The following is a 25,963-nucleotide window of genomic DNA, read 5'->3' as shown; positions in this document are numbered from 1 at the left end:
TGCGTGATGATCCAGGGGCCCGATGCCGCTCCCGTTCGACACGCTCAGAGGACCACATGCGCACCTATCCCCTCACCCTGGCCGCCGCCCTCGCCGCGACGGTCCTGCTGACCGGCTGCAGCGACGACAAGGCCGGTGGTGACGACGTCAAGAACGCGGACCGGCCCGGCGACGCGGCCTGCGCGCTCGGCAACATGGGCGTCGAGGTCGGCGCCGGGGCCGCCCCGGCCGCCGGGGACACCGGCACCGTCACCGTCACGCTCACCAACAAGGGCGCACAGTGCACGCTGAAGGGCTTCCCCGGCGTGGACCTGCTGGCCGACGACAAGACGACCTCCGTCTCCCCGGACGAGGGCGCGAAGGCCCAGTCGCTGACCCTGGGGAAGGGCGGCACCACGTCCTTCACGATCACCTACGTCCGGGGCGAGGCGGGCTCCGCGGAGAGCCTGGCCGTGCGCAAGGCGTCCTTCACCCTGCCCGGCGACACCAAGACCGCCCACGAGCTGAAGTGGTCGTACGGCGAGGTCGCCTGGGCGGCGGACAAGAAGCCCTCGGTGAGCGGCTTCGAGACGTCGGGCGACTGACGGGCCGAGGGCGCCGACGGCGGGTCAGCGCAGCGGCGGCCGGTGGCGGACCTGGGCACCGTCCGCCGCCTGCGCGCCCTGCGTCCAGCCCTCCTCGTCGCGCACCCCGCGCAGCCGGGTCGTGGTCGTCTCCGGGAACATCCGCTCCAGCCGCCCGGTGACGGCGACCTCGCGGGAGGCGAGGACCGGCAGCAGATCGTCGGTCACCTGGGTCTTGGCGGCTGCCGCCAGCCGGGTGCCGATGCGATGGGCGTAGGCGGCGAGGAACGACTGCCGGAACGTCTTGGTGCGCTTGCGGCCACCGGCCCTCTGTGCGGCTTCCGCCCTGGTCATCGCGGTCGTGGCCTGCACGAGGAGCGAGGTGTAGAGGAGTTCGACCGCCTCCAGGTCGGCCTCGAAGCCGACGACCGTGGAGAAGCCGAGCGGCTCGTTCCACACCGCCCGGCAGTGGTTGGCGCCGGCGACGGCGTCCAGCAGCACCGCCTTGGCCTGTTCGTACGGCGGCTCGACCCCGACCCGGCAGGCCCCTGGCGTGTCCGGCGAGGGTGCCCGAGCCGCGAGCAGCGCCTCGTCGACGCTGTGCCGGGCCATCAGCTCCTGCGCCTTGGCGCTGAGCGCCTCCGCCTCCTCCGGGAAACCGGTCGCCTCCGCCTTGGCCAGCAGCGCGCGGATGCGGGTGAGCATCCGCGACTCGGCGCCGCCCTCTCCGGGCGCGGCCCCGGGCGGCTCGTCGAGGGCCTCCAGGGAGGGCAGCCGCAGCAGCAGCCGGTACAGCTCCAGCACGGCCGTGGCGTACGAGAAGCGGTCGGTGCGGGGCGGGGCGTCGGCGGGGAGGTCCGCGAGCTGCCCGGTCCAGCGGCGGCCCCGGGGGCCGTCGCCGGGCGCCTGCGCGCGGATCAGCGCGGCCACCAGGAGCACGTGGACGTCGTCCAGCTCGCGCCGGACGAGCCGGACGACATCGGCCGGCTGCCAGCCGCGCCGCCAGGCCGCCGCCACGAACTCCTGTCCGCGCCGGTCGAGTTCACGGTCCGCCGCCGGGTCGCAGGCGAGCAGGGAGGCACCGGTGTCGAGGGCCGTCTCGCCGGTCTCGTAGAGGGCCGCTGCGAACGCGCGGTCGACGGTGCTGGACGTACTCACGGGCCGATGGTGCCACGCCGTGAGGCCCGTCCCGGAACCCGCGGTCGAGTGTCAACTCTCGGTTGACAGTCGCTGGGGCGCAACCTACGGTTGACACATGACGCATCCCGACACCACGTCATCCATCCGTCTCGACGACCTCATCGCGGCCATCAAGAAGGTCCACGAGGAGCCGCTCGACCAGCTCCAGGACGCGGTGATCGCCGCGGACCACCTGGGCGACGTGGCCGACCACCTGATCGGCCACTTCGTCGACCAGGCCCGGCGCTCCGGCGCCTCCTGGACCGACATCGGCAAGAGCATGGGCGTCACCCGGCAGGCCGCGCAGAAGCGGTTCGTGCCCAAGGAGTCGGCCGACCTCGACCCGAGCCAGGGCTTCAACCGGTACACGCCGCGCGCCCGCAGCGTGGTGATGGCCGCGCACAACGCGTCCAAGGCCGCGCACAACGCCGAGGGCCTGCCCGAACACCTCGTCCTCGGGCTGCTGGCCGAACCGGAGGGACTCGCCGCGAAGGCGATCGTCGAGCAGGGGGTCTCGCTCGACGCGGTCCGCGCGGCGGCCACGGCGGCGCTCCCGCCGGCCGTCGAGGACGCCCCGGAGCTCGTGCCGTACGGCCCGGCCGCCAAGAAGGTCCTGGAACTCACCTTCCGCGAGGCCCTGCGCCTCGGCCACAACTACATCGGCACCGAGCACGTCCTGCTCGCCCTGCTGGAGCACGAGAACGGCCAGGGGGTCCTCAGCGGCCTGGGCATCGGCAAGGAGCGGACCGAGCGGTTCGTGACCGAGGCCCTGGAGAAGATCGTGCAGGCGCAGAAGGACATGCCGGACGAGTCCTGAGCCACGTCGGCGGCGGCAGGGGGCGTTGTCAGACCCCCCTGTCACACTCACCGCATGGCCGACCGCTGGGCACTCGCCCCGGCCGAGGACGGTGGCGTGGACGTCGCCCCCCTCGGCCCGGACGGGCTGCCCGGAGGACCGGTGCGGCGGGAGGCGGATCCCGCCGACGCCGTACGGAGCCGTCCCGGCGTCACACGGTGGGTGTGGCGGTCCACCGCCGAGGTCTACCCGCGCCTGCTCGCCACGGGGGTGCGAGTCGAGCGGTGCTACGACATCGAGGCCGCCGAGACGCTCCTCCTCGGCCACGAGGGGCGGTACGGGGAACCACGCTCGGCCGCGGCCGCCCTGGCCCGGCTGCGCGGCGGCCCCGTACCGCCCGATCCGCCGCAGCGGTCCGCGGAACCGGGCTCCCAGTCCTCCCTGTTCGAGCCTCAGGGCGTCCACCTGCCCCTGACGGACCTCCTCGCGGTGTACGCCGGGCAGCAGCGGCGGCACGACAGCGCAGAGCACCCCGACCGCATGCGGCTGCTCACGGCCGCCGAGTCGGCGGGCATGCTGGTGGCGGCCGAGATGAACCGTGCCGGGCTGCCCTGGAGCGCCGAGGTGCACCGCGCCCTGCTGCACGACCTGCTGGGCGATCGCTACGCGGGCGGCGGCGAGCCACGCCGGCTGGCCGAGCTGGCCGAGGAGGTGTCCAGGGCCTTCGGCCGCCGGGTGCGGCCCGACCTGCCCGCCGACGTGGTCAAGGCGTTCGCCCAGGCCGGCATCAAGGTCTCCTCGACCCGTAAGTGGGAGATCGGGACGATCGACCATCCGGCCGTCAAACCCCTGCTGGAACACAAGAAGCTGTACCGCATCTGGGTCGCCCACGGCTGGTCCTGGCTGCAGGACTGGGTGCGCGAGGGCCGCTTCCGGCCCGAGTTCCTCGCGGGCGGGACGGTGACCGGCCGCTGGGTCACCAACGGCGGGGGCGGGCTCCAGATCCCCAAGGTGATCCGGCGGGCCGTGGTCGCCGACCCCGGCTGGCGGCTCGTCGTCGCCGACGCCGACCAGATGGAACCGCGCGTCCTCGCCGCGATCTCCCGCGACCCGGGCCTGATGGAGGTGGCCGGGCGGGAGAGCGACCTGTACCAGTCGGTCTCCGACCGGGCCTTCTCCGGCGACCGCTCCCAGGCCAAACTCGCCGTGCTCGGCGCGGTCTACGGCCAGACCTCCGGCGACGGTCTGAAGAACCTCGCGGCACTCAGACGCCGCTTCCCCAGAGCCGTGGCCTACGTCGACGACGCGGCCCGGGCCGGTGAGGAGGGCCGGCTCGTGCGGACCTGGCTCGGCCGGACCTGTCCGCCGGCGGCCCGGGGGACGGACGACGCGACCGAGGAAGCGGGCATCCCGGCCGCCGAGGCGGACCGGTCCGACGACAGCGCCGCGTGGGTGCCCGGCTACGCCTCCACCAACGCCCGCGCCCGCGGCCGCTTCGCCCGCAACTTCGTCGTCCAGGGCAGCGCCGCCGACTGGGCGCTGCTGCTGCTCGCCGCGCTGCGCAGGAGCTGCGCGGAGCTGGCGGCCGAGCTGGTCTTCTTCCAGCACGACGAGGTGATCGTGCACTGCCCCACGGAGGAGGCCGAGGCGGTCGTGGCGGCGATCCGCGAGGCGGCGGCCCTGGCCGGGCGGCTGACCTTCGGCCAGACACCGGTGCGCTTCCCGTTCACGACGGCCGTGGTGGAGTGCTACGCGGACGCCAAGTGATCACCCGGCACCCCGGGAGCTCACGCGGCTCCCTGCTCGATGCCGGCCCGTGGTCCGCCTGGAGGGATGCCGTCCCGGCCGGGGCCGGGTCCCACCGAGGCGGCGAGGATCTGCTCGGCGACAGCGGCGTACCAGCGCAGCGCCGTGCCGGCGGTGTCCACGGCGCCCGGTTCTCCGGCCCGTTCACGGGCGAAGTCGCGCACCAGGACGTGCGGCAGGTAGCGGCCGTACGTCGTCTCCTCCAGCAGGGCCACGTCGAGGAGACGGTCGAGGGCCGCCTCGGTGCGGGCTTCGCCGATGCCGGTGAGACGGGCGAGCAGGGGGACGCCGTAGGCGGGCAGGTCGAGCGTGCCGATACCGCGCAGGGTGTGGGCCGCGTCCCGGTCGGTCTCGCACGCGGAGGCGGCGAGTGCGTCGTAGGCGACGGCCAGGGAGCGGCGGACGCTCAGGTCGTCGTACTCCAGGTGGCGCAACCGCTGCCCGGGGGTGGCGAGTTGCCCGGCGAGCGCCTCGGGCGTCAGGGCCCGGCGGGCGGCGAGCCGCGCGGCGAGGACGCGCAGGGCCAGCGGAAGCCGGCCGGTCAGCTCGACGAGGAGCCGGGCGGCGTCCGTGCCGTCCAGGCCGTCGCGGCCCGAGGCGCTGCGCAGGAGTTCGGCGCTCTCCTCGTCCGACAGCGGGCCCAGCGGGAACCGGGCCGCGCCGTCGAGAGCGGTCAGCGGCGAACGGCCGGTGACGAGCACCGCGCACCGGGCGCCGCCCGGCAGCAGCGGCCGTACCTGCGCGGCGCTCGCCGCGTCGTCCAGCACCAGGAGCATGCGGGTCGGCGCGAGCAGCGACCGGAGCAACGCGGCGGCGGCGTCCGGCCGCTCGGGGATGCGGCAGGGCTCGGTGCCGAGGTCACGCAGCAGCGCGGTGAGGGCCTCGCCAGGGGTGAGAGGCGTCCTGCCCGGGGTGGCACCGTGCAGATCGAGGTGCAACTGCCCATCGGGGAAACGTTCCGCCACCTGGTGGGCGACCTCCAGGGCGAGCGCGCTCTTCCCCACGCCGGCCATGCCGCTGATGACGGCGACGGGGTGGGGGCCGGGCGCCGTGAGCGCGCGCCGCAGGGAGTCGCGCAGGGCACGGCGGCCGACGAAGGGGGTCGGAGCCGGGGGCAGTTGGGCATGGGGCGGTTGGGCGAGTTGGGCGTGGGGAGGCACCGGTCCGGCAGGGTCGCCGGGTGATGCGGGGGGAGGCACCGGTGCGCCCGGGTCACCGGGTGATGCAGGGGGAGGCACCGGTGCGCCCGGGCCATCGGGCGGCGTTCCGTCGGCCGGGCACATCAGTACCCTGCCGCTGCCACCCGGCTGCGCTGCACCGCCGTCGCCCACGACCCCCCGCAGCACCTCCGCATGCGCTTCCCGCACCCCCGCCCCCGGTTCGATGCCGAGCCGGCCGACGAGGCGAGTCCTCAGGTCCCGGTGGACGGCCAGGGCCTCGGCCTGACGGCCGGTGCGGTGCAGGGCGAGCATCAACTGCCGGTGGTAGACCTCCCGTAGCGGATACTCGCCGGTCAGGATCGCCAGCTCCGGCACCAGCTCGTGCAGGCGCGGACCGCCCAGCGCCAGCTCGGCGTCGTGGCGCCACTCCAGCAGCAACAGCCGGGCCTCGCACAGCCGCTGCGCGAAGGCGTACCCGCCCACCTCGGGGGCCAGCCCGGCGAGCGGCGCGCCCCGCCACAGCCCGAGCGCGCCCGCGCTCTCGCGCAGGACCCGCTCCCAGGCCCGGCCGGTGTGCGCGGCCCTCGCGGCGCTGACGTGTCCGTCGAAGACGTGGACGTCCAACTCGCCTTCGTCCAGCCGCAGCACGTACCCGGACGGCACCGTGCGCAGCCGTCCCGGATCGTCGAGCAGCCGCCGCAGCCGGGCGATGTGATTGTGCAGCGAGGCCCGGGCGGAAAGGGGAGGCGCTCCGCTCCACAGCGCGTCCTCCAGCGCCTCGGCGGGGACCACCCGTCCGGCGTCGAGGAGCAACGTGGCCAGCAGAGCACGGGACTTGGCGCTTGCGACGGGCATGGCGTCGCTCAGGGGCCCGCCTTGGTCGTCGCGGAACAGCACCGGTGGGCCCAACAGCCCGAACCGCATCATCGCGCCACTCCCCCGTGAACCCGCCTTGGCGGGTTTCCGCCCTCGGGCGACGGATTTCCGCCACCCTCCCCTTCACCTGCCGCGTCGGGAACCGCCGATGCCCTGGCCGTCCTCCACCCGGGTTCGGCGACTTCCGGCCGACCGGCGGATGACCCAACGGCGAAGCATTGGCCACATGTTAGCGATCCGTTGGCAAAGCCTGATGTGATCACTACATCGGATCTGGCCCGGCGGTGCGCGCGTCTGAACGCGCAACTCGGGGGAGTGTCGCCGCCGCGGCCGGGTCCGGGTCCCGGCCGGAGAGGTGAACGGCCGGGACCCTCTCCACCTCCCCGCCGCGGCGGGTTGTCCGGCAAGGCGGACTCCGCCGACGCGCCATGACGGGCGCCACGTCGGATGACAGGCGCCACGTCGAATGACGGATGGCACGGGGATGACGTCAGATCACGGGCGCCATGTCAGTTCCCGGCGGCACGTCAGATCACGGGCGCCATGTCAGTTCCCGGCGGCACGTCAGATCACGGGCGCCATGTCAGTTCCCGGCGGCACGTCAGATCACGGGTGGCCGTCCCAGCCGGGTCAGTCGCCACACCGTCCGCCACCGCATGGGCCGCCGCTCCCCCGCCGGCTCCCGTACGCCCTCCACGAATCCGCCGAACCATGCGCGCAGCCCGGCGCCCGTCCGATTGCGGGCGAGGGTGAGCAGCACCCACACACCCAGATGGACGGGAACGAGCGGGAGCGGCAGCCGGCGCCGGGCCAGCCAGACCCGGTTGCGGGCGTTCACCCGGTAGTAGATGGCGTGCCGGGCGGGCGAGGTCCGAGGGTGCCGGAGCAGCAGCTCAGGCGCGTACAGGATCCGCCACCCGGCATCGACCGCCCGCCACGCGAGGTCGGTCTCCTCGTGCGCGAAGAAGAACTCGGCGGGCCAGTCGCCGACCTCGTCGAGCATCGCCATCCGCAACCCGTGCCCGCCGCCGAGGAAACCGGTGACGTAACCACCCCGGTGGGGGTCCGAGTTGCCGAGGCGGGGCACGTGCCGCTGCTGCGTCTCGCCGAGTTCGTCGGCGATGCGGAAGCCGACGATGCCGAGCCGCTCGTCGGCGGCGTACAGGTCCCGCACGCGGCGCAGCACGTCGGGGTCGACGAGCAGTCCGTCGTCGTCCAGATCCACCACGACGTCGATGTCGCCGAACTCCCGCAGCCGCGCAAGGGCCGCGTTGCGCCCGCCGGGACAGCCGACGTTCTCGTCGAGCTCGACGGTGGTGACCTCGCCGGGCAGGGACAGCCGGTGGGCGAAGTCGGGCAGCGGGCAGCCGTTGCCGACGACGACGATCCGCTCGGGCGGCACGTCCTGTTTGGCGACGGACTCCAGCAGGGCGTCGACCTCGTCGGGCCGGTTGCCCATCGTCACCACGGCGACGGCGATCCTGGGCGCCCTCATGTCCTCACCTCGTACCGGTCGGCAGCTGACTGATCGACGGGCGATGCTAGCCGTTCACGGTAGGGACGTCTTGAGGACGCCTGCCGGACGGTGGTGGGCTACGCCGTTCGGCGCAGGGCGGCACCCGACCGGAACGGGCACAGGATGTCGGGTGCGGCACGGCACGCGCTGCCTAGCGTGAGGGCTCGAAAGGAAGGAGACCGGACGTGCTGGACCGGCTCAACCAGGTGATGGAACGGATCGAACGCGACCTCGGCCGCACCGTCGACACGGCCGAACTGGCGCGTACGGCCTGCACCTCGGAGTACCACCTGCGCCGCATGTTCTCGGCCCTGGCCGGCATGCCGCTGTCGGAGTACGTCCGCCGCCGCCGGCTGACGGTCGCGGGGGCGGAGGTGCTGGCCGGGGACGAAACGCTCCTGGAGATCGCGGTCCGCTACGGCTACGGCTCCGGCGAGGCGTTCGCGCGGGCGTTCCGCGCGATGCACGGCGTGGGCCCGGGCGAGGCCCGTCGCACCGGCGCCGCGCTCGTCTCCCAGCCCCGGTTGACCTTCCGCCTCACCGTCGAAGGGAGCAGCAGCATGCACTACCGCGTCATGGACCGCCCGGCCTTCACCGTCACGGGCTTCAAGACCAGGATCCCCCTGATCCACTCCGGCCCGAACCAGGTGATCATCGACTTCGTCCGGGGCCTCGACAAGCCCGCCGTGGACCGGCTGGGAAAACTGTCCGGCCAGGAGCCGCAGGGCCTCGTCGCGGTCTGCGACGACCTGGATCCGAGCCGCGCGGAGGGCACGGAACTCGACTACTACCACGCCGTGATCACCTCCGGCCCGACACCGGCTCCGGCACCCGAGGGCACCACCGCACTCCCGGTACCGCCCGGCACCTGGGCTGTCTTCACCACCTCGGGGCCCGCCCCCGATGCTATCCAGCGACTCTGGCACGACGTGTACACCGAGTGGTTCCCGTCCAACCCCTACCGCACCCGCCCCGGCCCGGAGATCCTCCGCACCCGCCTGTCCCCCGACGGCACGGAGGCGGACGCCGAGCTGTGGCTGCCGGTCGAACGGGAAACCACCCGCTGAAAACGCGCAAGAACCCCGGGCCGGATCCGCCCGGCCCGGGGCCCGGTGCCTCACGGTCGCCTCGGGCCCTTCGCGCTCACGCCGCGGGCAGCCCCGCCGCAGAGGGGCTCTCAAGCACCCGGGCCGCCGGCCCCCGCCCCGGTGGTCCACTCGCCCGGGAGGTCCTGCTCGGCCCAGATGATCTTTCCGGCCGGGGTGTAGCGCGTACCCCACCGGCGGGTCAGCTGCGCGACCAGGAACAACCCCCGGCCGCCCTCGTCGGTGGTCCGCGCATGACCCATCCGGGGCGAGGTGTTGCTGGTGTCGGACACCTCGCAGATCAGCTTGTCGTGCCGGATCATGCGCAGCCTGACGGGTCCGGTGCCATGCCGAATGGCGTTGGTGACCAACTCGCTGACCACCAGTTCTGTGGTCGTCACCAGGTCGTCCAGCTGCCATCCGAGCAGGGCGCGGACGGCCAGCTCCCTGGCGCTCGCGACGATCGCCGGATCCGTCGGCAGGTCCCACGAGACGACCCGGTCGGCGCCCAGGGCATGCGGCCGGGCCAGGAGCAGGGCGACGTCGTCGGTCTGCGGGCCGACCAGCAGATTGTTCACGACCGCCGAGCACAACTTCTCCGGCGGCAGGCCGGACTGCGCGAGCACGTCGCTGAGGCGGGACAGCCCGACGTCGATGTCCTGGTCACTGGTCTCGATGAGGCCATCGGTGTAGAGGGCGATCAGGCTTCCCTCGGGGAGGGATATCTCGGCGGACTCGAAGGGCAACGAGCCGAGGCCCAGCGGAGGACCCGCCGGAAGGTCCGGGAAGACGACCTTGCCGCCGGGGGTGACCACGGCGGGCGGCGGATGTCCGGCCCGGGCCATGGTGCACAGCTGGGTGACCGGGTCGTAGACGGCATAGAGGCAGGTGGCGCCCAGCACCGCGGTGGCGATGGGCTCGTCGTCGCCGCCCTTCTCCTCCGTCAGGCGGATCACCAGGTCGTCCAGGTGCGCCAGCAGCTCATCGGGCGGCAGGTCCATATCGGCGAGCGTCTGGACGGCGGTGCGCAGCCTGCCCATGGTCGCCGCGGCGTTGAGGCCGTGCCCGACCACGTCACCGACGACCAGGGCGACCCGGGCGCCGGACAGCTGGATCACATCGAACCAGTCGCCGCTCACCCCCTCACGGGCATCGGCCGGCAGATAGCGCGAGGCCACCTCCATGGCCGTCCCGCCGTTCAGCCCGCGCGGGAGCAGACTGCGCTGCAGGGCCAGCGCCGCGGCATGCTCACGGGTGTAGCGGCGGGCGTTCTCCACCCACACAGCGGCCCGGCCGACCAGCTCCTCGGCGAGCAGCAGGTCGTCCTCCTCGAACGGCTGTGGATGCTCCGTCCGGACGAAGGTGGCCACTCCCAGCACGGCTCCGCGCGCGGACAGCGGCACCCACATCACCGAGTGCATCCCGAACTCCGCGATGCTCCTGGCCCGCGCCGGGTCCTGCGCGACCCACGGGGCGATGGCCGGGTTCATGAAGGGTTCCAGCACAGGGCTGCCGTTGACCATGCTCTCGAAGTACGGCGAGGACCTGGGCGCGTCGATCAGGTCGCCGGTTCTGATCACCGACTCCGGGCAGCCCTCGTGGATCGACTGCTGCCCGGCACGCCGCACCAGGTACGCGCTGTCGGCCGGCCCCGAGCCGGGTTCGTCGCCGTGCAGCACCGCCTCCAGCAGGTCGACGGTCACGAAGTCGGCGAGCCTCGGCACCGAGAAGTCGGCCAGCTCCTGGGCGGTCTGCATCACATTCAGCGTGCCCCCGATACAGGCGCTGGCCTCGCTGAGCAGGGCCAGGCGCTGCCGGGCCCGCCATCGGTCGGTGACGTCCATGCCCATGTAGCACACGCCCAGCGGGCTGCCGTCGGGGTCGTCGAGCCGGAAGAACGAAGTGGAGTAGGCGTGTTCCTGGTGCGGATCCGCCCAGGTCCAGCCCCGGTACTCGTAGTCGATGACCGGCACGCCGGTCTCCAGCACCTGCCGCATCTGCGCTTCGAGCGCCTCGGTGTTCAGGCCCGGCAACGAGTCCGACATCCGGCGCCCGAGCCGCTCATCGCGCGGGACGCCGCCGTAGCGCTCCAGGGTGTCGTTCAACCACACGTACCGCAGGTCCGGGCTCAGCACGGCCATGCCGAGGGGGGAGCGGGTGAGAAAAGCCTCCAGCACCTCCCCGCTGACCGCCCAGGTCGGGGACTTCGACACATCGATCGCCGATACGAGCCATGCTTTGCGGCCGTCGGTGTCGGACATCGCGGTCACGCGCAGGCCGACCTCGAGGCGGCGGCCGTCACGGTGCCGGGCGCCGACCAGGCCGCCCCAGCTCTCCCGGGTGCCGCACTCCTCGGCGACCTCGGCCGCCCGTGAGGCGTCTTCGGGCTGTGCCAGCAGCGTCGCCCCGGGACGGTCGAGGATCTCCGCCGCGCCGTATCCCAGGAGCCGCTCAGCGGCCCCGGTCCAGCCGATGACCTTGCCCTTCGCGTCGATCACCGCAGCAGCCACGTTGGCGGTCTCGAACGGTCCATGCGTTCCGTCCGGTGTTGCCTCCGTGTGGAACACCATGGCAGCCGTCCTATCTGGCGGATGGCATATCCGACATTCTAGGGCGTATGGCACGGCGCTGCGCCCCTCGACGAACGGTCCGGGCCGTGCGCTAGTCCTGGCCCTCGCCGGTGGTGAGCCGGGCGATCATCAGCGCCACCAGGATGATCGCGCCGTAGATGGCCTGGATCCAGAAGGACGACACCTGCGCCAGAGTGAGCAGGTTCTCCAGCATGCCCAGCAGCAGGACCCCGAGCAACGCCCCGGCCAGGGATCCCTTGCCGCCGTTCAGGCTGATGCCGCCGATGACCGCGGCCGCGAACACGGTGAAGATCAGGTTCTGGCCTTGATTGGCGTTGATCGCCCCGACCCGTCCGGCGATCACCAGGCCCGCCAGCGCGGCCAGTGTCCCCCCGATGACCAGAACGCCCCAGGCCACCCGGTCGGCGCGGATGCCCGCCGCGCGCGCGGCCGGGGCGTTGCCGCCGACCGCGTACACCGCGCGTCCCAGCCGGTGGTAGTGCAGCACCCACCCGGCGACAGCGAAGCAGGCGCCGGTCACCCATACGGAGACGGGGATGCCGAGCCAGTTGTCGGACCCCAGGGCGAAGAACGCGGCCGGGGCCTCGAACAGGGTCTTGCCTGACACCATGCCGACCAGGATTCCGCGCAGCACGATGTTCATCGCCAGGGTCACGATGAAGCCGTTGAGCTGGAGCTTGACGATCAGCAGACCGTTCACGACCCCGATCAGCGCTCCGGCGAGGGGAATGATCAGCAGGCCGGACCAGGCGGGCAGCTCGCTGCCGAAACCCGCCGAGGCGGCCGGGATCACGGTCATGAAGCCGAGCGCCGGAGCGATCCCCGCGACCGACTCCAGCGAGAGGTCGATCTTGCCGCTGATGAGGATCACCGCCTCGGCGAGCACCAGCAACCCGAGCGCCGAGGAGGCGCTGAGCACATTCAGCAGGTTGTCCCGCTCGAGGAAGCTCTCGTTGCTGACCGCGCCGATGACCAGCAGCAGGAGCACCGCGGGCAGCAGCGCCAGGTCGCGGATCCGGCCGAGGGCGACCGCGCGGAGGGGGCGGTGGGCCGCCAGGTCCGGTCCAGCACCGGGCGTCGGGCCGTTCGGCGCGGTGTCATTCATGGCCGGTGCCGACCCCTTCGATCGAGGCCACCAGTTCTTCGTCGGTCCAGCCGACGGTGTACTCGGCGGCGAGCGAGCCGTTGAACATCACCAGCACGCGGTCGCAGGTCCGCAGGTCCGCCAGCTCGTCCGAGACGACGATCGCCGCACGTCCCGCGGCCCTGGCCCGGTCGACGACCGCCAGCAGCGCCCGCTTGGACTTCACGTCTACACCCGCCGTCGGGTTGATGAGCACCAGCACCCCCGGGTCGTTGGCCAGCGCCCGGCCCATGACGACCTTCTGCTGGTTGCCGCCCGACAAGTCCTTGACCGGCTGGGCCGGACCGTCCGTCGTGATGTCGAGACCGGCGATCGTCCGCCGGGCGAAGGCGTCCCTGGCCCGGCGCGAGATCACACCCAGTCGCCCCAGCCGGTCCGTGATGGTCATGGAGGCGTTCTCTCCCACCGACAGTTCCGGTACCAGGCCTTCGTGGTGCCGGTCGCGCGGCACACAGCCCACGCCCGCCGCGAGCGCCGAGGTCACGCTGCCCGGCCGCGTCGCACGGCCGAGAACCTCGATCCGCCCGCTGTCGGGCCGGTACAGCCCTGCCACCGCCTCGGCGACCTGACGGCTCCCCGAGCCCGCGAGCCCGGTCAGCCCCACCGTCTCCCCGGACCGGACGGCGAAGCTGACGTCTGTGAAATGCGGGCCGCTCAGCCGGTCCACCCGTACGGCCGCGGGCGCGTGTTCCGCCGGCCGCGACCGGATCGCGCCGGAACCGGGGACCGCACCCGCGCCCCGCTCTCCGGTCATCGCCTGGACGAGTTCGCTCCTGCCCAGCTCGCCCACGGGCGCGGTGGTGATCCAGCGGGCGTCCCGCAGGACGGTGACGACCTGGCAGACGTCGTAGACCTCCTCCAGATGGTGGGAGATGTAGAGAAAGGTGATCCCGGCCCGTTGCAACCGCCGGACGTGGGTGAACAGCCGGTCGATCGCCCGGCTGTCCAGCTGGGCGGTCGGCTCGTCCAGAATGATGAACCGGGTTCCGCGCGAGATCGACCGTGCGATCTCCACCATCTTGGCGTCCTCGACCGTGAGCCCGCCGGCCGGGACGTTCTCGTCGACCTCCACACCCCATTCGTCCAGCAGCTCGCGGGCCGCCGCGCGCATCCGCCGCCAGCTGATCACCCGGCCACGAACCGTGGGTTGCCGGTTGACGTACAGGTTCTCGGCGACCGTGAGATCAGGGATGATCGTCGACTGCTGGTAGACGCAGGCGACCCGCCGCTGCCACGCCTCACGGTCCGCCAGGCCGGGCGCGGGTTCACCGTCGAACAGGACGACCCCGCGGTCCGGCCGCAGCAGTCCGGTCAGAACGGCCACCAGGGTCGACTTGCCGGCCCCGTTACGGCCGACCAAGGCGTGCGACTCCCCGGCCCGGACGGCGATCCGCACGTCGTCCAGGGCCACGGTGGGCCCGTAGCGCTTCCGGATCCCGTGGGCCTCGGCCACCGCACGGCGGCCGGCGTCGTCGGCGCGGGAGTGGGTCGGTGGCCTCTGCTTCATCGCCCTCTCGCTTCCTGGGGGCCCGGGGAGACGGCCTTCCGGGTGATCAGGAGCTCTTGCCGATCTGGTTGCCCCACAGCGACGGGTCGTCGGCGTTGCCCTCGGTCACCAGCGGTGCCGGGAGCTGGTCCTCCAGGATTCCGCCGGGCAGCCGGACGATGGTGCTGTCGTGGTCGGTCGGGCCGGGGTGGAAGGTCTGGCCCTCCATCGCCCGCTTGATGTAGAAGATGCCGTACTTGGCGTACTGGTCGGCCGGCTGGGAGACCGTCGCGTCGATCAGGCCCTTGCGGATCGCGTCCAGCTCCTGCGGGATGCCGTCGTTGGAGACGATCACGATGTGCCGGGAATTGCCCGCCGCCACCAGCGCGTCGTGCCGCCGCAGCGTGCTCAGCGTGGGGGCCAGGTACACGCCGCCGGACTGCAGGTAGATGCCCTTGATGTCGGGGTTGGCGGTGTACAGCGCCTCCAGACCGGCCGCCGCCCTTTCCGCCTTCCAGACGGCGGGGATGTCCAGCACCCTGATGCCGGGGTAGTTCTTCTTGATGCACGCGCTGAACGCCTCCGACCGGTCCCGCCCGTTGACCGACGCCAAGTCGCCCTGAATCTGTACGACCTTGCCCGTCTTCACCGCATCGCCGAGCTGCCGGCAGGCCTTCTCCCCGAAGGCACGGTTGTCGGCCCTGACCACCATCGCGACCTTGCCCTTGTCCGGCGCCACGTCGACGGCGACGACCGGCACGCCCTTGCGCTGCGCGGCGTCCAGCCCGGCGACGATCGCCGCGGAGTCCAGCGGCGAGACGACCAGGCCCTTCACGTTCTGGGCGAGCAGGTTCTGGATGTCGGTGATCTGTCTGCTCGGATCGGAGTCGGAGTTCACCGTCTGGAGCACTGGGACGTCCTGGTCGGCGGCCTGCTTGGGGATGTAGGAGTCGTAGGACTCCCAGAACGGTGAGGTGAGCAGCGGCAGCACCACCCCGGCCTTGCCCGAAGCGTTCTCCGTCGGGCTGCTCGTGCCGCCACCGCAGGCGGTGACGGCCGGCCCGCAGCCGAGTGCGAGGGCTGTTCCGACAGCAGCGATGCGTCGCTTCATGATGCTCGGCTCCGAGTAAGCGGTCAGTGGCTGGTCATGTCAGTGGAAGGAGTCCGGACGCGTGCGGATGCCGTGTATCCCTCCGTCCACGGCGAGTGCCGTCCCGGTGGTGGCACCGGCGAGTGGCCCGGCGAGGTAGGCGATGGCGTCCGCGACCTGCTGGGCGGTCACCAGGCGGCCGGTGGGCTGACGGGCGGCGAGAGCGGCGCGTTCGGCCTCCGGGTCGTCGGAGTGTTCGAGCAGCCGACGCACCCAGGGGGTGTCCACGGTTCCTGGGTTGACGCAGTTGACCCGGATGCCCTCACCGCTGTGGTCGGCGGCCATCGCCAGGGTCAGTGCGAGCACCGCGCCCTTGCTGGCCGCGTACAGCGCCCGCTGCGGCAGCCCGGCCAGCGCCGCGACCGAGCAGGTGTTGACGATGGACGCGCTGGGAGACCGGCGCAGGTGAGGCAGTGCCGCCCGGCTGGTGCGGACGATGCCGAGCACATTGATGTCCAGCACGTGGTGCCATTCGTCGTCCGCGTTGTCCTCGACGGTGCCCAGTGCGCCGATGCCGGCGTTGTTGACCAGCACGTCCAGGCGCCCGAACAAGTCCGCCACCCGGCTCACGGCCTCGGCCACCGAGGCCGCCTCCCCGACATCGGCCTGTACCGGGTGCAGCCATGCGGGCACGGGCCCAGGGCTCCGGTCGAGCACCGCCACCCGGCACCCCCTCGCGGCCAGGGTCTCGGCGGTGGCCAGGCCGATCCCGGACGCCCCGCCGGTGACGACCGCGGCCAGTCCCTGGAATTCCCCGCCGGGCGTCATGCCGGGGGGCCCTCGGCCGGCACGTCGTACGGGCTCTGCCAGGCGGCGCCGCCGGGGAACGCGTACGCGGCGAGCGACTCGGGCGGCATCGCCGAGCTGAAGCCGGGGGCGGTCGGGGCCGCGTACCGCCCGCCGACGATCACGACCGGGTCGAGGAAGTGCTCGTGCAGATGATCCACGTACTCGATGACCCGGTCCTGAAGGGTGCCGGAAACCGCAAGGTAGTCGAACATCGCCAGGTGCTGCACGAGCTCGCACAAGCCCACCCCGCCCGCGTGCGGACACACCGGGATCCCGAACTTGGCCGCGAGCAGGAGGATCGCCACGTTCTCGTTGACTCCCCCGACCCTGCAGGCGTCCACCTGCAGGAAGTCGAGCGCCTCCGCCTGGAGCAGCTGCTTGAACATCACCCGGTTGTGCACGTGTTCGCCGGTCGCCACCCGCACCGGCGCCACCTCCCGGCGGATCGCCGCGAGACCGAGAACGTCATCCGGGCTGGTCGGCTCCTCGATCCAGTACGGGTCGAACTCCGCCAGCCGCCCGATCCACCCGACCGCCTCGTCGACCCCCCAGCGCTGATTGGCGTCCAGCGCCATCCGCACGCCGGGGCCGATCGTCGCCCGCACGGTACGGCACCGCCGCTCATCGTCTTCGGGATCGACGCCGACCTTGAGTTTGATCTGCCCGAACCCGCTGTCCATGGCCTCCCGTGCCAACCCGGCGACCTTGCGGTCGGGGTAACCGAGCCAGCCGGGAGACGTGGCATACGCCGGATACCCCGCAGCGAGCAGCCGCGCCTGCCGCTCCTGCGTCCCGCCCCGCGCCCGCCGCAGAATCTCCAGCGCCTCATCGGGGGTCAGCGCGTCCTCGATATAGCGGAAGTCGATCAACTCGACCACCTGCTCGGGCGACAGCCCGGCCAGCACCTTCCACAGCGGCTTCCCCTCCCGCTTGGCGTACAGATCCCACACGGCGTTCACCACCGCCCCGATGGCCATGTGCACCACGCCCTTCTCCGGCCCCAGCCAGCGCAGCTGGCTGTCGCCGACGAGCGAGCGACTGAACCCTCCGAGGTCGGAGAGGACCTCTTGCAGCCGCAGCCCCACCACATGCGGGCGCAACGCGTCGATCGCCGCCACCTCGACCTCATTGCCCCGGCCGATGGTGAAGCAGAACCCGTGCCCCTCCAGCCCGTCCCCGGCATCGGTGCGGATGATCACATAGGACGCCGAATAATCCGGATCGGGATTCATGGCGTCCGACCCTTCGAGCCGGCGCGACGTGGGAAACCGGATGTCGTAGGCGTCCAGCGCCGTGATCCGCCCCCGCGTCGGGTGGGGCCTCATGGCAGGCGACTCATCGACGTCATCGGGAGGACTCCAGAGAATCAAGCCTGACGGCAAGCGGGGTACCCAAATGACTGTATATCGCACAAAAGCCCCGTCCGCGCTTCAGCAGGCTCGTGTCGCCGGGGGGCTTGCTGCCGGGCCGTAACGCAAAAGGCCAGGTCAGAAGGAATCTGACCTGGCCTCAGAGAGAGCCGCCTTCGGGATTCGAACCCGAGACCTACGCATTACGAGCCCGATAGGGATCGTGACGAGGTGTGCCACGCAATCGCATCAGATCCTGTTTTCGCAGATCAGAGCACCGATCGCGGTCCCGCTGCCGGTACGCCGTGTTACGCCGTCCACAGGCGTCCGCGCTCCCCTTGCGCTCCCCGCCCCCTGAGCGACGCGGTACGCGAAGACAAGTAGGCCCTCGACGCCACCATGCTGACACATTTTGTCGGGATCACACAGGCCGCCCGCAGCGATGAGCGCAACAGCATCTGCAGCAACAGCAGGCCGCAGGGACGTCGTCGGCCGTCGTCGTCGCGGCGGCGGCCTCTTCGGCTTCCGCGGTCTCCGCCACGTCGATGCGCAGCAGCTTGAGCAGATCGGCGGTGACGACCCGATAGGCGTTGCCCAGCCGGAGGACCGTGCACGGATAACGCCCATGTTTGGCGAGCTGGTATCCCGTGGTGCGGCTGAGGGACAGCGCACGGTTCGCCGTCTCCAGGTCCACTGCTGCAGGCAGCGCGAGCAGTTCCGCGCGTGTCAGTCCACGGGACGCGTCGTCGCGGTTGGTGGTCACGGAGGAGCTGTACCCCCGCGAGGTTGTCCGCGACCTGCTCCGGTCGGTCCTTGGGCCAGATCGGGTACGTCGCTGCCACGGGTGGCCGACGGTCACTTGGATCGTGGTGTCGTCCTTCGCGAGGTGGTGCGGTTCGTCTGTCAAGCCGGTGCCGCCGAAGCGGTACAGCCGTGTCGCCTCGGTGGCTATAGGCTGTGGCGCGCAGCTGGTTCGCCCTGTCCGCCAGGCAGGCGCGTCGCAAGAGGGAACCCGGTGGGAATCCGGGACTGCCCCGCAGCGGTGAGCGGGAACGACCGCCGTCATACGCACTGGGCCCGAGGTACAGGGCCTGGGAAGCGACGGCCAGTAGGTGTCTCGTACGGCGGTTTCGTACGACGGGACGTGCCCGTGAGTCCGAAGACCTGCCCGTTGCCCGCGTACGGACGACTCGTACGCGGATGTCCCGGTGACCTCGTGGGCGGGTCGGCGTGCATACCGAGCGGGCGGCCAACGAGCCGTTTCCGTCCGGTCCGTCACCCCTTCGCGCTCTCGTCCCGTCGCCGGGTCTCAGGGAATCATCTCGCGAAGGAGATCTCCGTGACATCGAAGTCCGCAGCCGCGGCAGCACGGGCCACCGTGTACGGCTACCCCCGCCAGGGACCGGGCCGGGAACTGAAGAAGGCCGTCGAGGGCTACTGGAAGGGCCGCGTCACCGCCGCCGCGCTCCAGGACACCGCGGCCGAGCTACCCCGTACGAACTGGCAGCAGCTCACCGACGTCGGCATCCACGAAGTGCCCACCGGTGACTTCTCGTACTACGACCACGTCCTCGACACCACCGTCATGGTCGGCGCGATCCCCCAGCGGCACCGGGCCGCCGTCGAAGCCGACGCCCTGGACGGCTACTTCGCCATGGCGCGCGGTACCCAGGACGTCGCGCCGCTGGAGATGACGAAGTGGTTCGACACCAACTACCACTATCTAGTGCCGGAGTTGGGGCCGGACACGGTCTTCACGGCCGATTCGGCCAAGCAGGTCGCCGAGTTGAAGGAGGCCCTCGCTCTCGGTCTGGCCGCCCGGCCCGTCCTGGTCGGTCCCGTCACCTACCTGCTGCTGGCCAAGCCCGCCCCCGGCGTGCCCGCGGACTTCGCGCCGCTCACCCTCCTCGACCGGCTGCTGCCGGTGTACGCCGAGGTCCTCGCCGACCTGCGGGCGGCGGGCGCCGAGTGGGTGCAGCTCGACGAGCCCGCCCTGGTCCAGGACTGCACCCCGGCCGAACTGAACGCCACCGCGCGCACATATCGCGACCTCGGCGCCCTCACCGAGCGGCCGAAGCTGCTGGTGGCCTCGTACTTCGACCGGCTCGGCGACGCCCTGCCCGTGCTGGCCAAGGCGCCGGTCGAGGGACTCGCCCTGGACTTCACCGAGTCGGCCGCCGCCAACCTCGACGCCCTCGCCGGGGTGGGCGGGCTGCCCGGCAAGCGCCTGATCGCGGGTGTGGTCAACGGCCGCAACATCTGGGTCAACGACCTGTCGGCCTCGCTCACCACGCTCGGCACGCTGCTGGGACTGGCCGACCGGGTGGACGTGGCCGCCTCCTGCTCCCTCCTGCACGTCCCTCTCGACGCGGCGGCGGAGCGGGACATCGAGCCTCAGATCCTGCGCTGGCTCGCCTTCGCCCGCCAGAAGACCGCCGAGATCGTCACCCTCGCCAAGGGACTCGCCCAGGGCACCGACACGATCGCCGCGGAACTCGCCGCCAACCGGGCAGACCTGGCCTCCCGGGCGGGTTCACCGATCACCCGCGATCCGGCCGTCCGGGCCCGCGCGGCGGCCGTCACCGCGTTCGACACGCGCCGCTCCTACCCGTACCGTCAGCGAGCCGCCGCCCAACGGGCCTATCTGAAGCTGCCGTTGCTGCCCACTACCACCATCGGCTCGTTCCCACAGACCGGCGAACTGCGCACCGCCCGCGCCGATCTGCGCGCCAGCCGGATCGACACAGCGGCCTACGAGGAGCGCGTCAGGGCAGAGATCAGCGAGGTGATCGCCTTCCAGGAGAAGACCGGCCTCGACGTCCTGGTGCACGGTGAGCCCGAACGCAACGACATGGTCCAGTACTTCGCCGAACAGCTCACCGGCTACCTCGCCACCCAGCACGGCTGGGTGCAGTCCTACGGCACCCGCTACGTCCGCCCGCCGATCCTGGCCGGCGACATCTCCCGCCCCGAACCGATGACGGTGCGCTGGACGATGTACGCCCAGTCCCTCACCTCCCGCCCGGTCAAGGGCATGCTCACCGGACCGGTCACCATGCTCGCCTGGTCCTTCGTCCGCGACGACCAGCCCCTCGCCGACACCGCCCGCCAGGTCGCCCTCGCCCTGCGCGACGAGGTCAACGACCTGGAGACGGCAGGAACTTCGGTCATCCAGGTCGACGAGCCCGCCCTGCGCGAAACCCTCCCCCTGCGCGCCGAAAACCGTACCGCGTATCTGGACTGGGCCACCGAGGCGTTCCGCCTCACCACCTCCGACGTACGGCCGGACACCCAGATCCACACCCACATGTGCTACGCCGAGTTCGGCGACATCGTCCAGGCCATCGACGACCTCGACGCCGACGTGATCAGCCTGGAGGCCGCCCGCTCCCACATGCAGGTCGCCCGCGAACTCGCCGCACACGGCTACCCGCGTGAGGCCGGGCCCGGCGTGTACGACATCCACTCCCCCCGCGTACCGAGCGCGGCCGAGGCAGCCGCCCTCCTACGGAAGGGACTTGAGGCGATCCCTCCGGAGCGGCTCTGGGTGAATCCCGACTGCGGCCTGAAGACCCGGGGCTGGCCCGAGACCCGCGCCTCGCTGGAGAACCTCGTGACCGCGGCCCGCACCGTCCGCGAGGAAATCTCCGAATCCTGAGGCTGACGCCCGCCTGCCGGGGAGGGAATCCGTTCCCTCCCCCTTGGCAATGCCCGCTGATCCGGCCTCGCGTACGAGGCCACAGGCCGGATCAACGTGGTTCCCCGGCGACGGCCCCAGTTACCGCGATCGCTCACGGCATCTCCAGTTCCCCGTCGCCCCACGTCTGCGGATAGGTTCACCTTCCATGCGGCACTTCACCCAGGACATCCTCACCGTGGCCGACGAACTCGCGGAGGCATACGCAGAGGTCTTCACCGCCCCTCCCTGGCAGCACCGGAACAAGGAGAAGACCCGGGTGGCGTTCCGAGAGCGGCTGGAGACCGACGCGCACCGTCCCGGATTCCGCGCCGTACTCGCCCTGTCGGAGCACGGTGAGATCGACGGGTTCGCCACCGGCTGGACCACCCTCGCACCGTTCCGCACCGACCGCGCCTACGCCCAGGTGACGCGCCGTCTGGGCGCGGTCCGGGTGGACGAGCTGCTGGTCGGGGCCTTCGAAGTCGACGAGCTGGGGGTACGGCGCCACGCCCGCGGGACCGGTCTGGGACGGCGGCTGCTGTCCGCCCTCACTGCCACCGTGCCGGACGGGCGGGCCTGGTTGCTGGCCTGGAGTCAGGCGACGGACACCCTCGCGTTCTACCGCCGCATCGCCTGGGAGGAGCCCGCACCACTGCCCGGCGACGAGACGGACATCGTGGTGTTCCTCGCGCCGAAGTAACCACGCGGGCGGTCCGAGTCCAGCCTGCTCAGCACTCCAACAGGCCACGTTCCCTCAGCAGCGGCAGCACGTGGTCCCTGACCGCCGGAGCCAGTTCGAGACCGTCTGCGGCACCGGAGATCCAGCGCAGGGCGGCCAGTTCGGCGGCGGGCCGGGGATCCTGGCTGATGCCGGCTTCGTACACCGTCATCCTCATCGGCACCCCCTCAAGGGCCGCGATGGCCTCGACGTCGGCCAGCAGGCGTGGGGTGACGGGACGGACGCCGAGTTCCTCGTCCAGCTCACGTGACAGCGTCTCCAGCGGTTCCTCACCCGGATCGGGCTTGCCTCCTGGTAGGTAGAAGACTTCCGGGGCCGCCTGCTTGCTCACGACCAGGAGCCGTCCGGCCCGTACGACGGCAGCCGCCACGACGACCAGCGGTTGCCCTCCCCCGGCGGCCTCCGCCGGGACACGGCCTGCGGCGTGTTGCGTCATGGACGCCATCCTCCCCTCACAGCCCGGTCCGGATGAGGCCCGAGAAGAACCTTCCGGTACCGGACTGCCCTCCGACCTGCCCGGGTAGCCCTTATTGCAATTAATATGCAACAGCTTGAGATCATCATTAAGGGTGTGAGGTCCATGACGGTCCGTCGGATACGGACAGCCGCCGCCACGGCGGCGATACTCACCGGCGTCGCCGCCTGCTCGGCCCCCGGCAACAGCACAGGCAGCGGCAACGCGGCCGACTCCGTCGTGATCGGGGTGGCCTCCGAGCCGGACACGCTCAGTCCGCTGCTCGGCTACGGCAAGGACGGCAACTCGAAGATCTTCGACGGCCTGCTGGCCCGGGACACCGACCTGAAGCTGAAGCCGGCCCTCGCCAAGGCCCTGCCCGAGGTGAGCGCCGACGGCCTGACCTACACCTACGCCCTGCGCGACGGCGTGAAGTTCAGCGACGGCAAGCCGCTTACGTCGGCCGACGTGGTCTTCACGTACGAGACGATCCTCGACTCGAAGACCAACAACACCAACCGCAGCGAGCTGGACGCCATCAAGAAGGTGAGCGCGGACGGCGATGACAGGGTGGTCTTCAGCCTCAAGTACCCCTACGCCCCCTTCGAGGGGCGCACGGTCCTGCCCGTCGTCCCCGAGCACCTGGCGAAGGGGCAGGACCCCAACACCGGCTCCTTCAACACCGAGCCGGTCGGCACCGGCCCGTACGTCCTGGCCTCCTGGAGCAAGGGCGAGAAGCTCACCTTCAAGGCCAACCCCGATTACTGGGGCGGTGCGCCGAAGGTGAAGAAGGTGACCATGGCGGTCATCGAGGACGACGACGTGCGGGCCGCCCGGCTGCGTTCCGGCGACCTCGACGGCGCGATCCTGCCGCCCAACCTCGCCGCCACCTTCAAGAGCGACAGCACGAAGAAGACGTACGACGCGAAGACCTACGACTTCCGCACGGTCACCCTCCCCCAGGAGAACAAGGTCACCGCCGACCGCGCCGTCCGCCAGGCCCTGGACGCCGCCATGGACCGGCAGGCCATGGTCGACAAGATCCTCGACGGCGCCGGACGCCCGGCGTACGGGCCGCTGCCCGTCGACGACCTCTGGTTCGCGAAGGGCATCGAGCGCGACCAGGACCTGGCCAAGGCGAAGCGGATCCTCGACCAGGCCGGCTGGAAGACCGGTGACGGCGGTATCCGGACGAAGGGCGGGCAGCGTGCCTCCTTCACCCTCCTCTACCCCTCCGGCGACAAGGTCCGCCAGGACCACGCCCTCGCCTACGCCTCCGACGCCAAGAAGGCCGGTATCGAGGTGACGGTGGAGAGCGCCACCTGGGAGGTCATCGAGCCGCGCATGAAGACCGACGCGGTCCTGGCCGGCTTCGGCAGCAACGGCGACCCCGACTACGGCCTCTACACCCTGCTGCACTCCTCGCTCGCCGGCGACGGTTTCAACAACATGGCCCGCTACGACGATCCGGTCGTGGACGAGGCGCTCGACACCGGCCGCCGTACCTCGAACCAGGCGACCCGCGAGGCGGCGTACGACAGCCTCCAGCGGGAGCTGGTGAAGAACCCTGGCTACACCTTCCTCACCCACATCGACCACGTCTACGTCCTCGCCGACCGCTGGAGCGGTCTGACCACGCAGGTCGAGCCGCACGAGCACGGCTTCGCCTCCGGCCCGTGGTGGAATCTCGAAGCCTGGCAGCCCAAGAAGTGACACCCTGCCCCGGAAGATCTGTGCCCTGGGGTGCGATGGCGCGGCTGGCGGGGCGGCGGCTGTTGTTCGCCGCCCCGATCCTGCTCGTCGTTACCTTCGGCGTCTTCGCGATCGCGGCGGCCTCCCCTTTCGACCCGGTCAAGGCGTACGCCGGTACGGCCGCGCTCGGCGCGGATGCCAAGACGCTGGCGCGGCTGCGGGAGAACCTGGGCGTGGACCAGCCGTTCACCTCCCGCTGGTGGCACTGGCTGACCGCCGCGCTCGGCGGCGACCTCGGCCAGTCCAGCGTCCTGCGGCAGCCGGTGGCCAAGGTGATCGGCGAACGCCTGGTCTGGTCCTCGCTGTTGTGCGCGGTCGCCTTCGTGGTGGCCGTGCTGGCGGGGACGGTGCTCGGCGTGCTGGCCGCCCGCCGCCCCGGATCCGCGCTCGACCGGATGGTCACCGCCGTCGCCTACTCCCTGGAGGCGGCGCCGGTCTTCTGGCTCGCGCTCCTGGCCGTCTGGCTCTTCGCCCTCCAGCTCGGGGTGCTCCCGGCGGGCGGTCTGACCGACACCGCCAGCGAGCAGGTCACCTTCGGGCAGGTCGCGAGCCACATCGTGCTTCCGGCCGGGGTACTCGCCGTCTCCCAACTGCCCTGGTTCACCCTGTACGTCCGTCAGGGGGTCGGCGACGCGCTCGCCGAGGATCCCGTACGCGGCGCCCGTGCCCGGGGGTTGAGCGAACGCACCGTCCTGCTCGGCCACGCCCTGCGCTCCGGGCTGCTGCCGGTGCTCACCCTGGTCGGCTCCCGGGTGCCCGAACTCATCACCGGCGCCCTGCTGGTGGAGAGTGTCTTCAGCTGGCCGGGCATCGCGGCGGCCACCGTGGAGGCTGCCACCGCCGTCGACTTCCCGCTGCTGGCCGCCCTCACGACCCTGGCCACCGCCGCCGTGCTGCTCGGCAACCTCCTCGCCGACCTGCTGTACGGCCTGTTCGACCCGAGGGTGAAGTTCAGTGACATGTGAACCCACGGCCACGGCCGAGCCCATCTGGCGGTCCTACGGCACCGGCCGCCGCTCCACCCGGGCGGTACGGGTCCGCGTCTCCGCCGCGCTGGTGGCCGCGACCGTGCTGGCCGTCCTCCTCGTCCCGCCCCTGGTCCAGCTCGACCAGCAGGCCGTCGACCTGTCCTCGAAACTCCTCCCACCGAGCTGGTCGCACCCCTTCGGCACCGACGACCTCGGCCGCGATCTCCTCCTGCGCTGTGTCTACGGCCTGCGCGTCTCCCTGCTGGTCGGGGTCGCGGCGGCCCTGACCGCGACCGTGATCGGCACGGCCGTCGGCGCCACGGCCGGGGCGCTGGGCGGCTGGGCGGACCGAGCTCTGATGCGGGTCGTCGACACCGTCTCCTCCGTGCCGCACCTGCTACTGGGCATCTTCATCGTGGCCATGTTCCGGCCCGGCGTGTGGCCGGTGGTCGTGTCCGTCGCGCTCACCCACTGGCTGTCCACCGCCCGTCTCGTGCGCGCCGAGGTACTGTCCCTGCGCTCACGGCCGTACATCGACGCCGCCGTCTCCGGAGGTGCCTCAAGGTGGCGCGTAACGGTACGGCACCTGCTGCCCGCGGTGCTGCCGCAGGCCGCGTTGGCCGCCGTCCTGATGGTGCCGCACGCGATGTGGCACGAGTCGGCGCTGTCCTTCCTGGGCCTCGGGCTGCCCACCCATCTGGCCAGTCTCGGCAATCTCATCCAGGGCGCGCGGGGTTCGCTGCTGGCGGGGCAGTGGTGGCCGACCCTCTTCCCGGGCCTGTTCATCATCGTGCCCACGCTCGCCATCGCCGGGCTCGCCGGTGCCTGGCGGGAGCGGATCAACCCCCGGCGCCGATCGGAGCTGATGCTGTGACCCCGCC

Annotated in this window: 19 protein-coding genes, 1 pseudogene and 1 riboswitch; of the genes and pseudogenes, 9 read left to right on the top strand and 11 right to left on the bottom strand. The window is 71.7% G+C overall.

Annotation, left to right across the window (positions count from 1 at the left end):
* The first annotated feature begins 56 nt into the window (after nt 1-56).
* Complete coding sequence (locus tag ACFCXS_RS33220; protein ID WP_376647077.1) at nt 57-584, top strand: DUF4232 domain-containing protein; 528 nt, start codon at nt 57-59, stop codon at nt 582-584.
* A gap of 24 nt (nt 585-608) precedes the next feature.
* Here ACFCXS_RS33220 and ACFCXS_RS33215 read toward each other — a convergent pair whose 3' ends face one another.
* Entirely contained in the window at nt 609-1,721 is a 1,113-nt protein-coding gene (locus tag ACFCXS_RS33215; protein WP_376647076.1) for a DUF2786 domain-containing protein, read from the bottom strand.
* A gap of 97 nt (nt 1,722-1,818) precedes the next feature.
* Here ACFCXS_RS33215 and ACFCXS_RS33210 point away from each other — a divergent pair, with 97 nt between their 5' ends.
* Together ACFCXS_RS33210 and ACFCXS_RS33205 are read left to right on the top strand one after the other, a co-directional pair.
* Nucleotides 1,819-2,559, top strand: coding sequence for a Clp protease N-terminal domain-containing protein (locus ACFCXS_RS33210; RefSeq protein ID WP_376647075.1), 741 nt, complete (start codon nt 1,819-1,821; stop codon nt 2,557-2,559).
* A 54-nt stretch (nt 2,560-2,613) separates the two neighbouring features.
* Nucleotides 2,614-4,305, top strand: coding sequence for a bifunctional 3'-5' exonuclease/DNA polymerase (locus ACFCXS_RS33205; RefSeq protein ID WP_376647074.1), 1,692 nt, complete (start codon nt 2,614-2,616; stop codon nt 4,303-4,305).
* Between the two features lie 20 nt (nt 4,306-4,325).
* Here ACFCXS_RS33205 and ACFCXS_RS33200 read toward each other — a convergent pair whose 3' ends face one another.
* Entirely contained in the window at nt 4,326-6,431 is a 2,106-nt protein-coding gene (locus tag ACFCXS_RS33200; protein ID WP_376647073.1) for a BTAD domain-containing putative transcriptional regulator, read from the bottom strand.
* A 550-nt stretch (nt 6,432-6,981) separates the two neighbouring features.
* The gene (locus tag ACFCXS_RS33195) at nt 6,982-7,875 is read right to left on the bottom strand and encodes a glycosyltransferase family 2 protein (RefSeq protein ID WP_376647072.1); all 894 of its coding nucleotides are present in this window, start codon (nt 7,873-7,875) and stop codon (nt 6,982-6,984) included.
* A gap of 206 nt (nt 7,876-8,081) precedes the next feature.
* Here ACFCXS_RS33195 and ACFCXS_RS33190 point away from each other — a divergent pair, with 206 nt between their 5' ends.
* On the top strand, nt 8,082-8,963 hold the full coding sequence (locus ACFCXS_RS33190; protein ID WP_376647071.1) for a helix-turn-helix domain-containing protein: 882 nt from the start codon (nt 8,082-8,084) through the stop codon (nt 8,961-8,963).
* Between the two features lie 110 nt (nt 8,964-9,073).
* Here the strand turns inward: ACFCXS_RS33190 and ACFCXS_RS33185 are convergent, their stop codons facing one another.
* From ACFCXS_RS33185 to ACFCXS_RS33155, 7 genes and pseudogenes are all read right to left on the bottom strand, one after another.
* Entirely contained in the window at nt 9,074-11,551 is a 2,478-nt protein-coding gene (locus ACFCXS_RS33185) for a SpoIIE family protein phosphatase (protein WP_376647070.1), read from the bottom strand.
* A 91-nt stretch (nt 11,552-11,642) separates the two neighbouring features.
* Nucleotides 11,643-12,677, bottom strand: coding sequence for an ABC transporter permease (locus tag ACFCXS_RS33180; protein ID WP_376647069.1), 1,035 nt, complete (start codon nt 12,675-12,677; stop codon nt 11,643-11,645).
* Nucleotides 12,670-14,223: a sugar ABC transporter ATP-binding protein gene (locus tag ACFCXS_RS33175; protein ID WP_376647068.1), complete on the bottom strand. Its 1,554-nt coding sequence runs from the start codon at nt 14,221-14,223 to the stop codon at nt 12,670-12,672. Before ACFCXS_RS33175 ends, ACFCXS_RS33180 begins: the two co-directional genes overlap by 8 nt.
* Nucleotides 14,224-14,269: 46 nt before the next feature.
* Nucleotides 14,270-15,313, bottom strand: coding sequence for a sugar ABC transporter substrate-binding protein (locus ACFCXS_RS33170; RefSeq protein ID WP_376647067.1), 1,044 nt, complete (start codon nt 15,311-15,313; stop codon nt 14,270-14,272).
* 39 nt (nt 15,314-15,352) lie between these two features.
* A complete protein-coding gene (locus tag ACFCXS_RS33165) occupies nt 15,353-16,120 on the bottom strand; it encodes an SDR family NAD(P)-dependent oxidoreductase (RefSeq protein ID WP_376647066.1) in 768 nt (255 codons plus the stop codon).
* Nucleotides 16,117-17,466, bottom strand: a complete 1,350-nt coding sequence (locus ACFCXS_RS33160; protein WP_376647153.1) for an enolase C-terminal domain-like protein — start codon at nt 17,464-17,466, stop codon at nt 16,117-16,119. The genes ACFCXS_RS33165 and ACFCXS_RS33160 overlap by 4 nt, the downstream gene beginning before the upstream one ends.
* 574 nt (nt 17,467-18,040) lie before the next feature.
* Nucleotides 18,041-18,253, bottom strand: a pseudogene (locus tag ACFCXS_RS33155) (hypothetical protein); the annotation flags it as partial.
* Between the two features lie 189 nt (nt 18,254-18,442).
* A riboswitch (cobalamin riboswitch) is annotated at nt 18,443-18,677 on the top strand.
* A gap of 152 nt (nt 18,678-18,829) precedes the next feature.
* Here ACFCXS_RS33155 and metE point away from each other — a divergent pair.
* Together metE and ACFCXS_RS33145 are read left to right on the top strand one after the other, a co-directional pair.
* A complete protein-coding gene (gene metE / locus ACFCXS_RS33150) occupies nt 18,830-21,148 on the top strand; it encodes a 5-methyltetrahydropteroyltriglutamate--homocysteine S-methyltransferase (RefSeq protein WP_376647065.1) in 2,319 nt (772 codons plus the stop codon).
* 187 nt (nt 21,149-21,335) lie between these two features.
* Nucleotides 21,336-21,869 (top strand): GNAT family N-acetyltransferase, encoded by a 534-nt coding sequence (locus ACFCXS_RS33145; protein ID WP_376647064.1) that lies wholly within the window; start codon nt 21,336-21,338, stop codon nt 21,867-21,869.
* A 28-nt stretch (nt 21,870-21,897) separates the two neighbouring features.
* Here the strand turns inward: ACFCXS_RS33145 and ACFCXS_RS33140 are convergent, their stop codons facing one another.
* Entirely contained in the window at nt 21,898-22,344 is a 447-nt protein-coding gene (locus tag ACFCXS_RS33140) for an NUDIX domain-containing protein (protein WP_376647063.1), read from the bottom strand.
* Nucleotides 22,345-22,488: 144 nt separating this feature from the next.
* Here ACFCXS_RS33140 and ACFCXS_RS33135 point away from each other — a divergent pair, with 144 nt between their 5' ends.
* The 3 genes from ACFCXS_RS33135 to ACFCXS_RS33125 are packed head-to-tail and all read left to right on the top strand — an operon-like array spanning nt 22,489 to nt 25,956.
* Entirely contained in the window at nt 22,489-24,075 is a 1,587-nt protein-coding gene (locus ACFCXS_RS33135; RefSeq protein ID WP_376647062.1) for an ABC transporter substrate-binding protein, read from the top strand.
* 35 nt (nt 24,076-24,110) lie between these two features.
* Complete coding sequence (locus tag ACFCXS_RS33130) at nt 24,111-25,079, top strand: ABC transporter permease (RefSeq protein WP_376647061.1); 969 nt, start codon at nt 24,111-24,113, stop codon at nt 25,077-25,079.
* On the top strand, nt 25,069-25,956 hold the full coding sequence (locus ACFCXS_RS33125) for an ABC transporter permease (protein ID WP_376647060.1): 888 nt from the start codon (nt 25,069-25,071) through the stop codon (nt 25,954-25,956). The genes ACFCXS_RS33130 and ACFCXS_RS33125 overlap by 11 nt, the downstream gene beginning before the upstream one ends.
* Nucleotides 25,957-25,963 lie beyond the last annotated feature (7 nt).

Origin of the sequence: Streptomyces sp. NPDC056373 (assembly GCF_042262425.1) — a bacterium.
In the GTDB taxonomy this organism is placed as follows: domain Bacteria; phylum Actinomycetota; class Actinomycetes; order Streptomycetales; family Streptomycetaceae; genus Streptomyces.
This window is presented reverse-complemented; position numbering and strand designations above follow the sequence as displayed.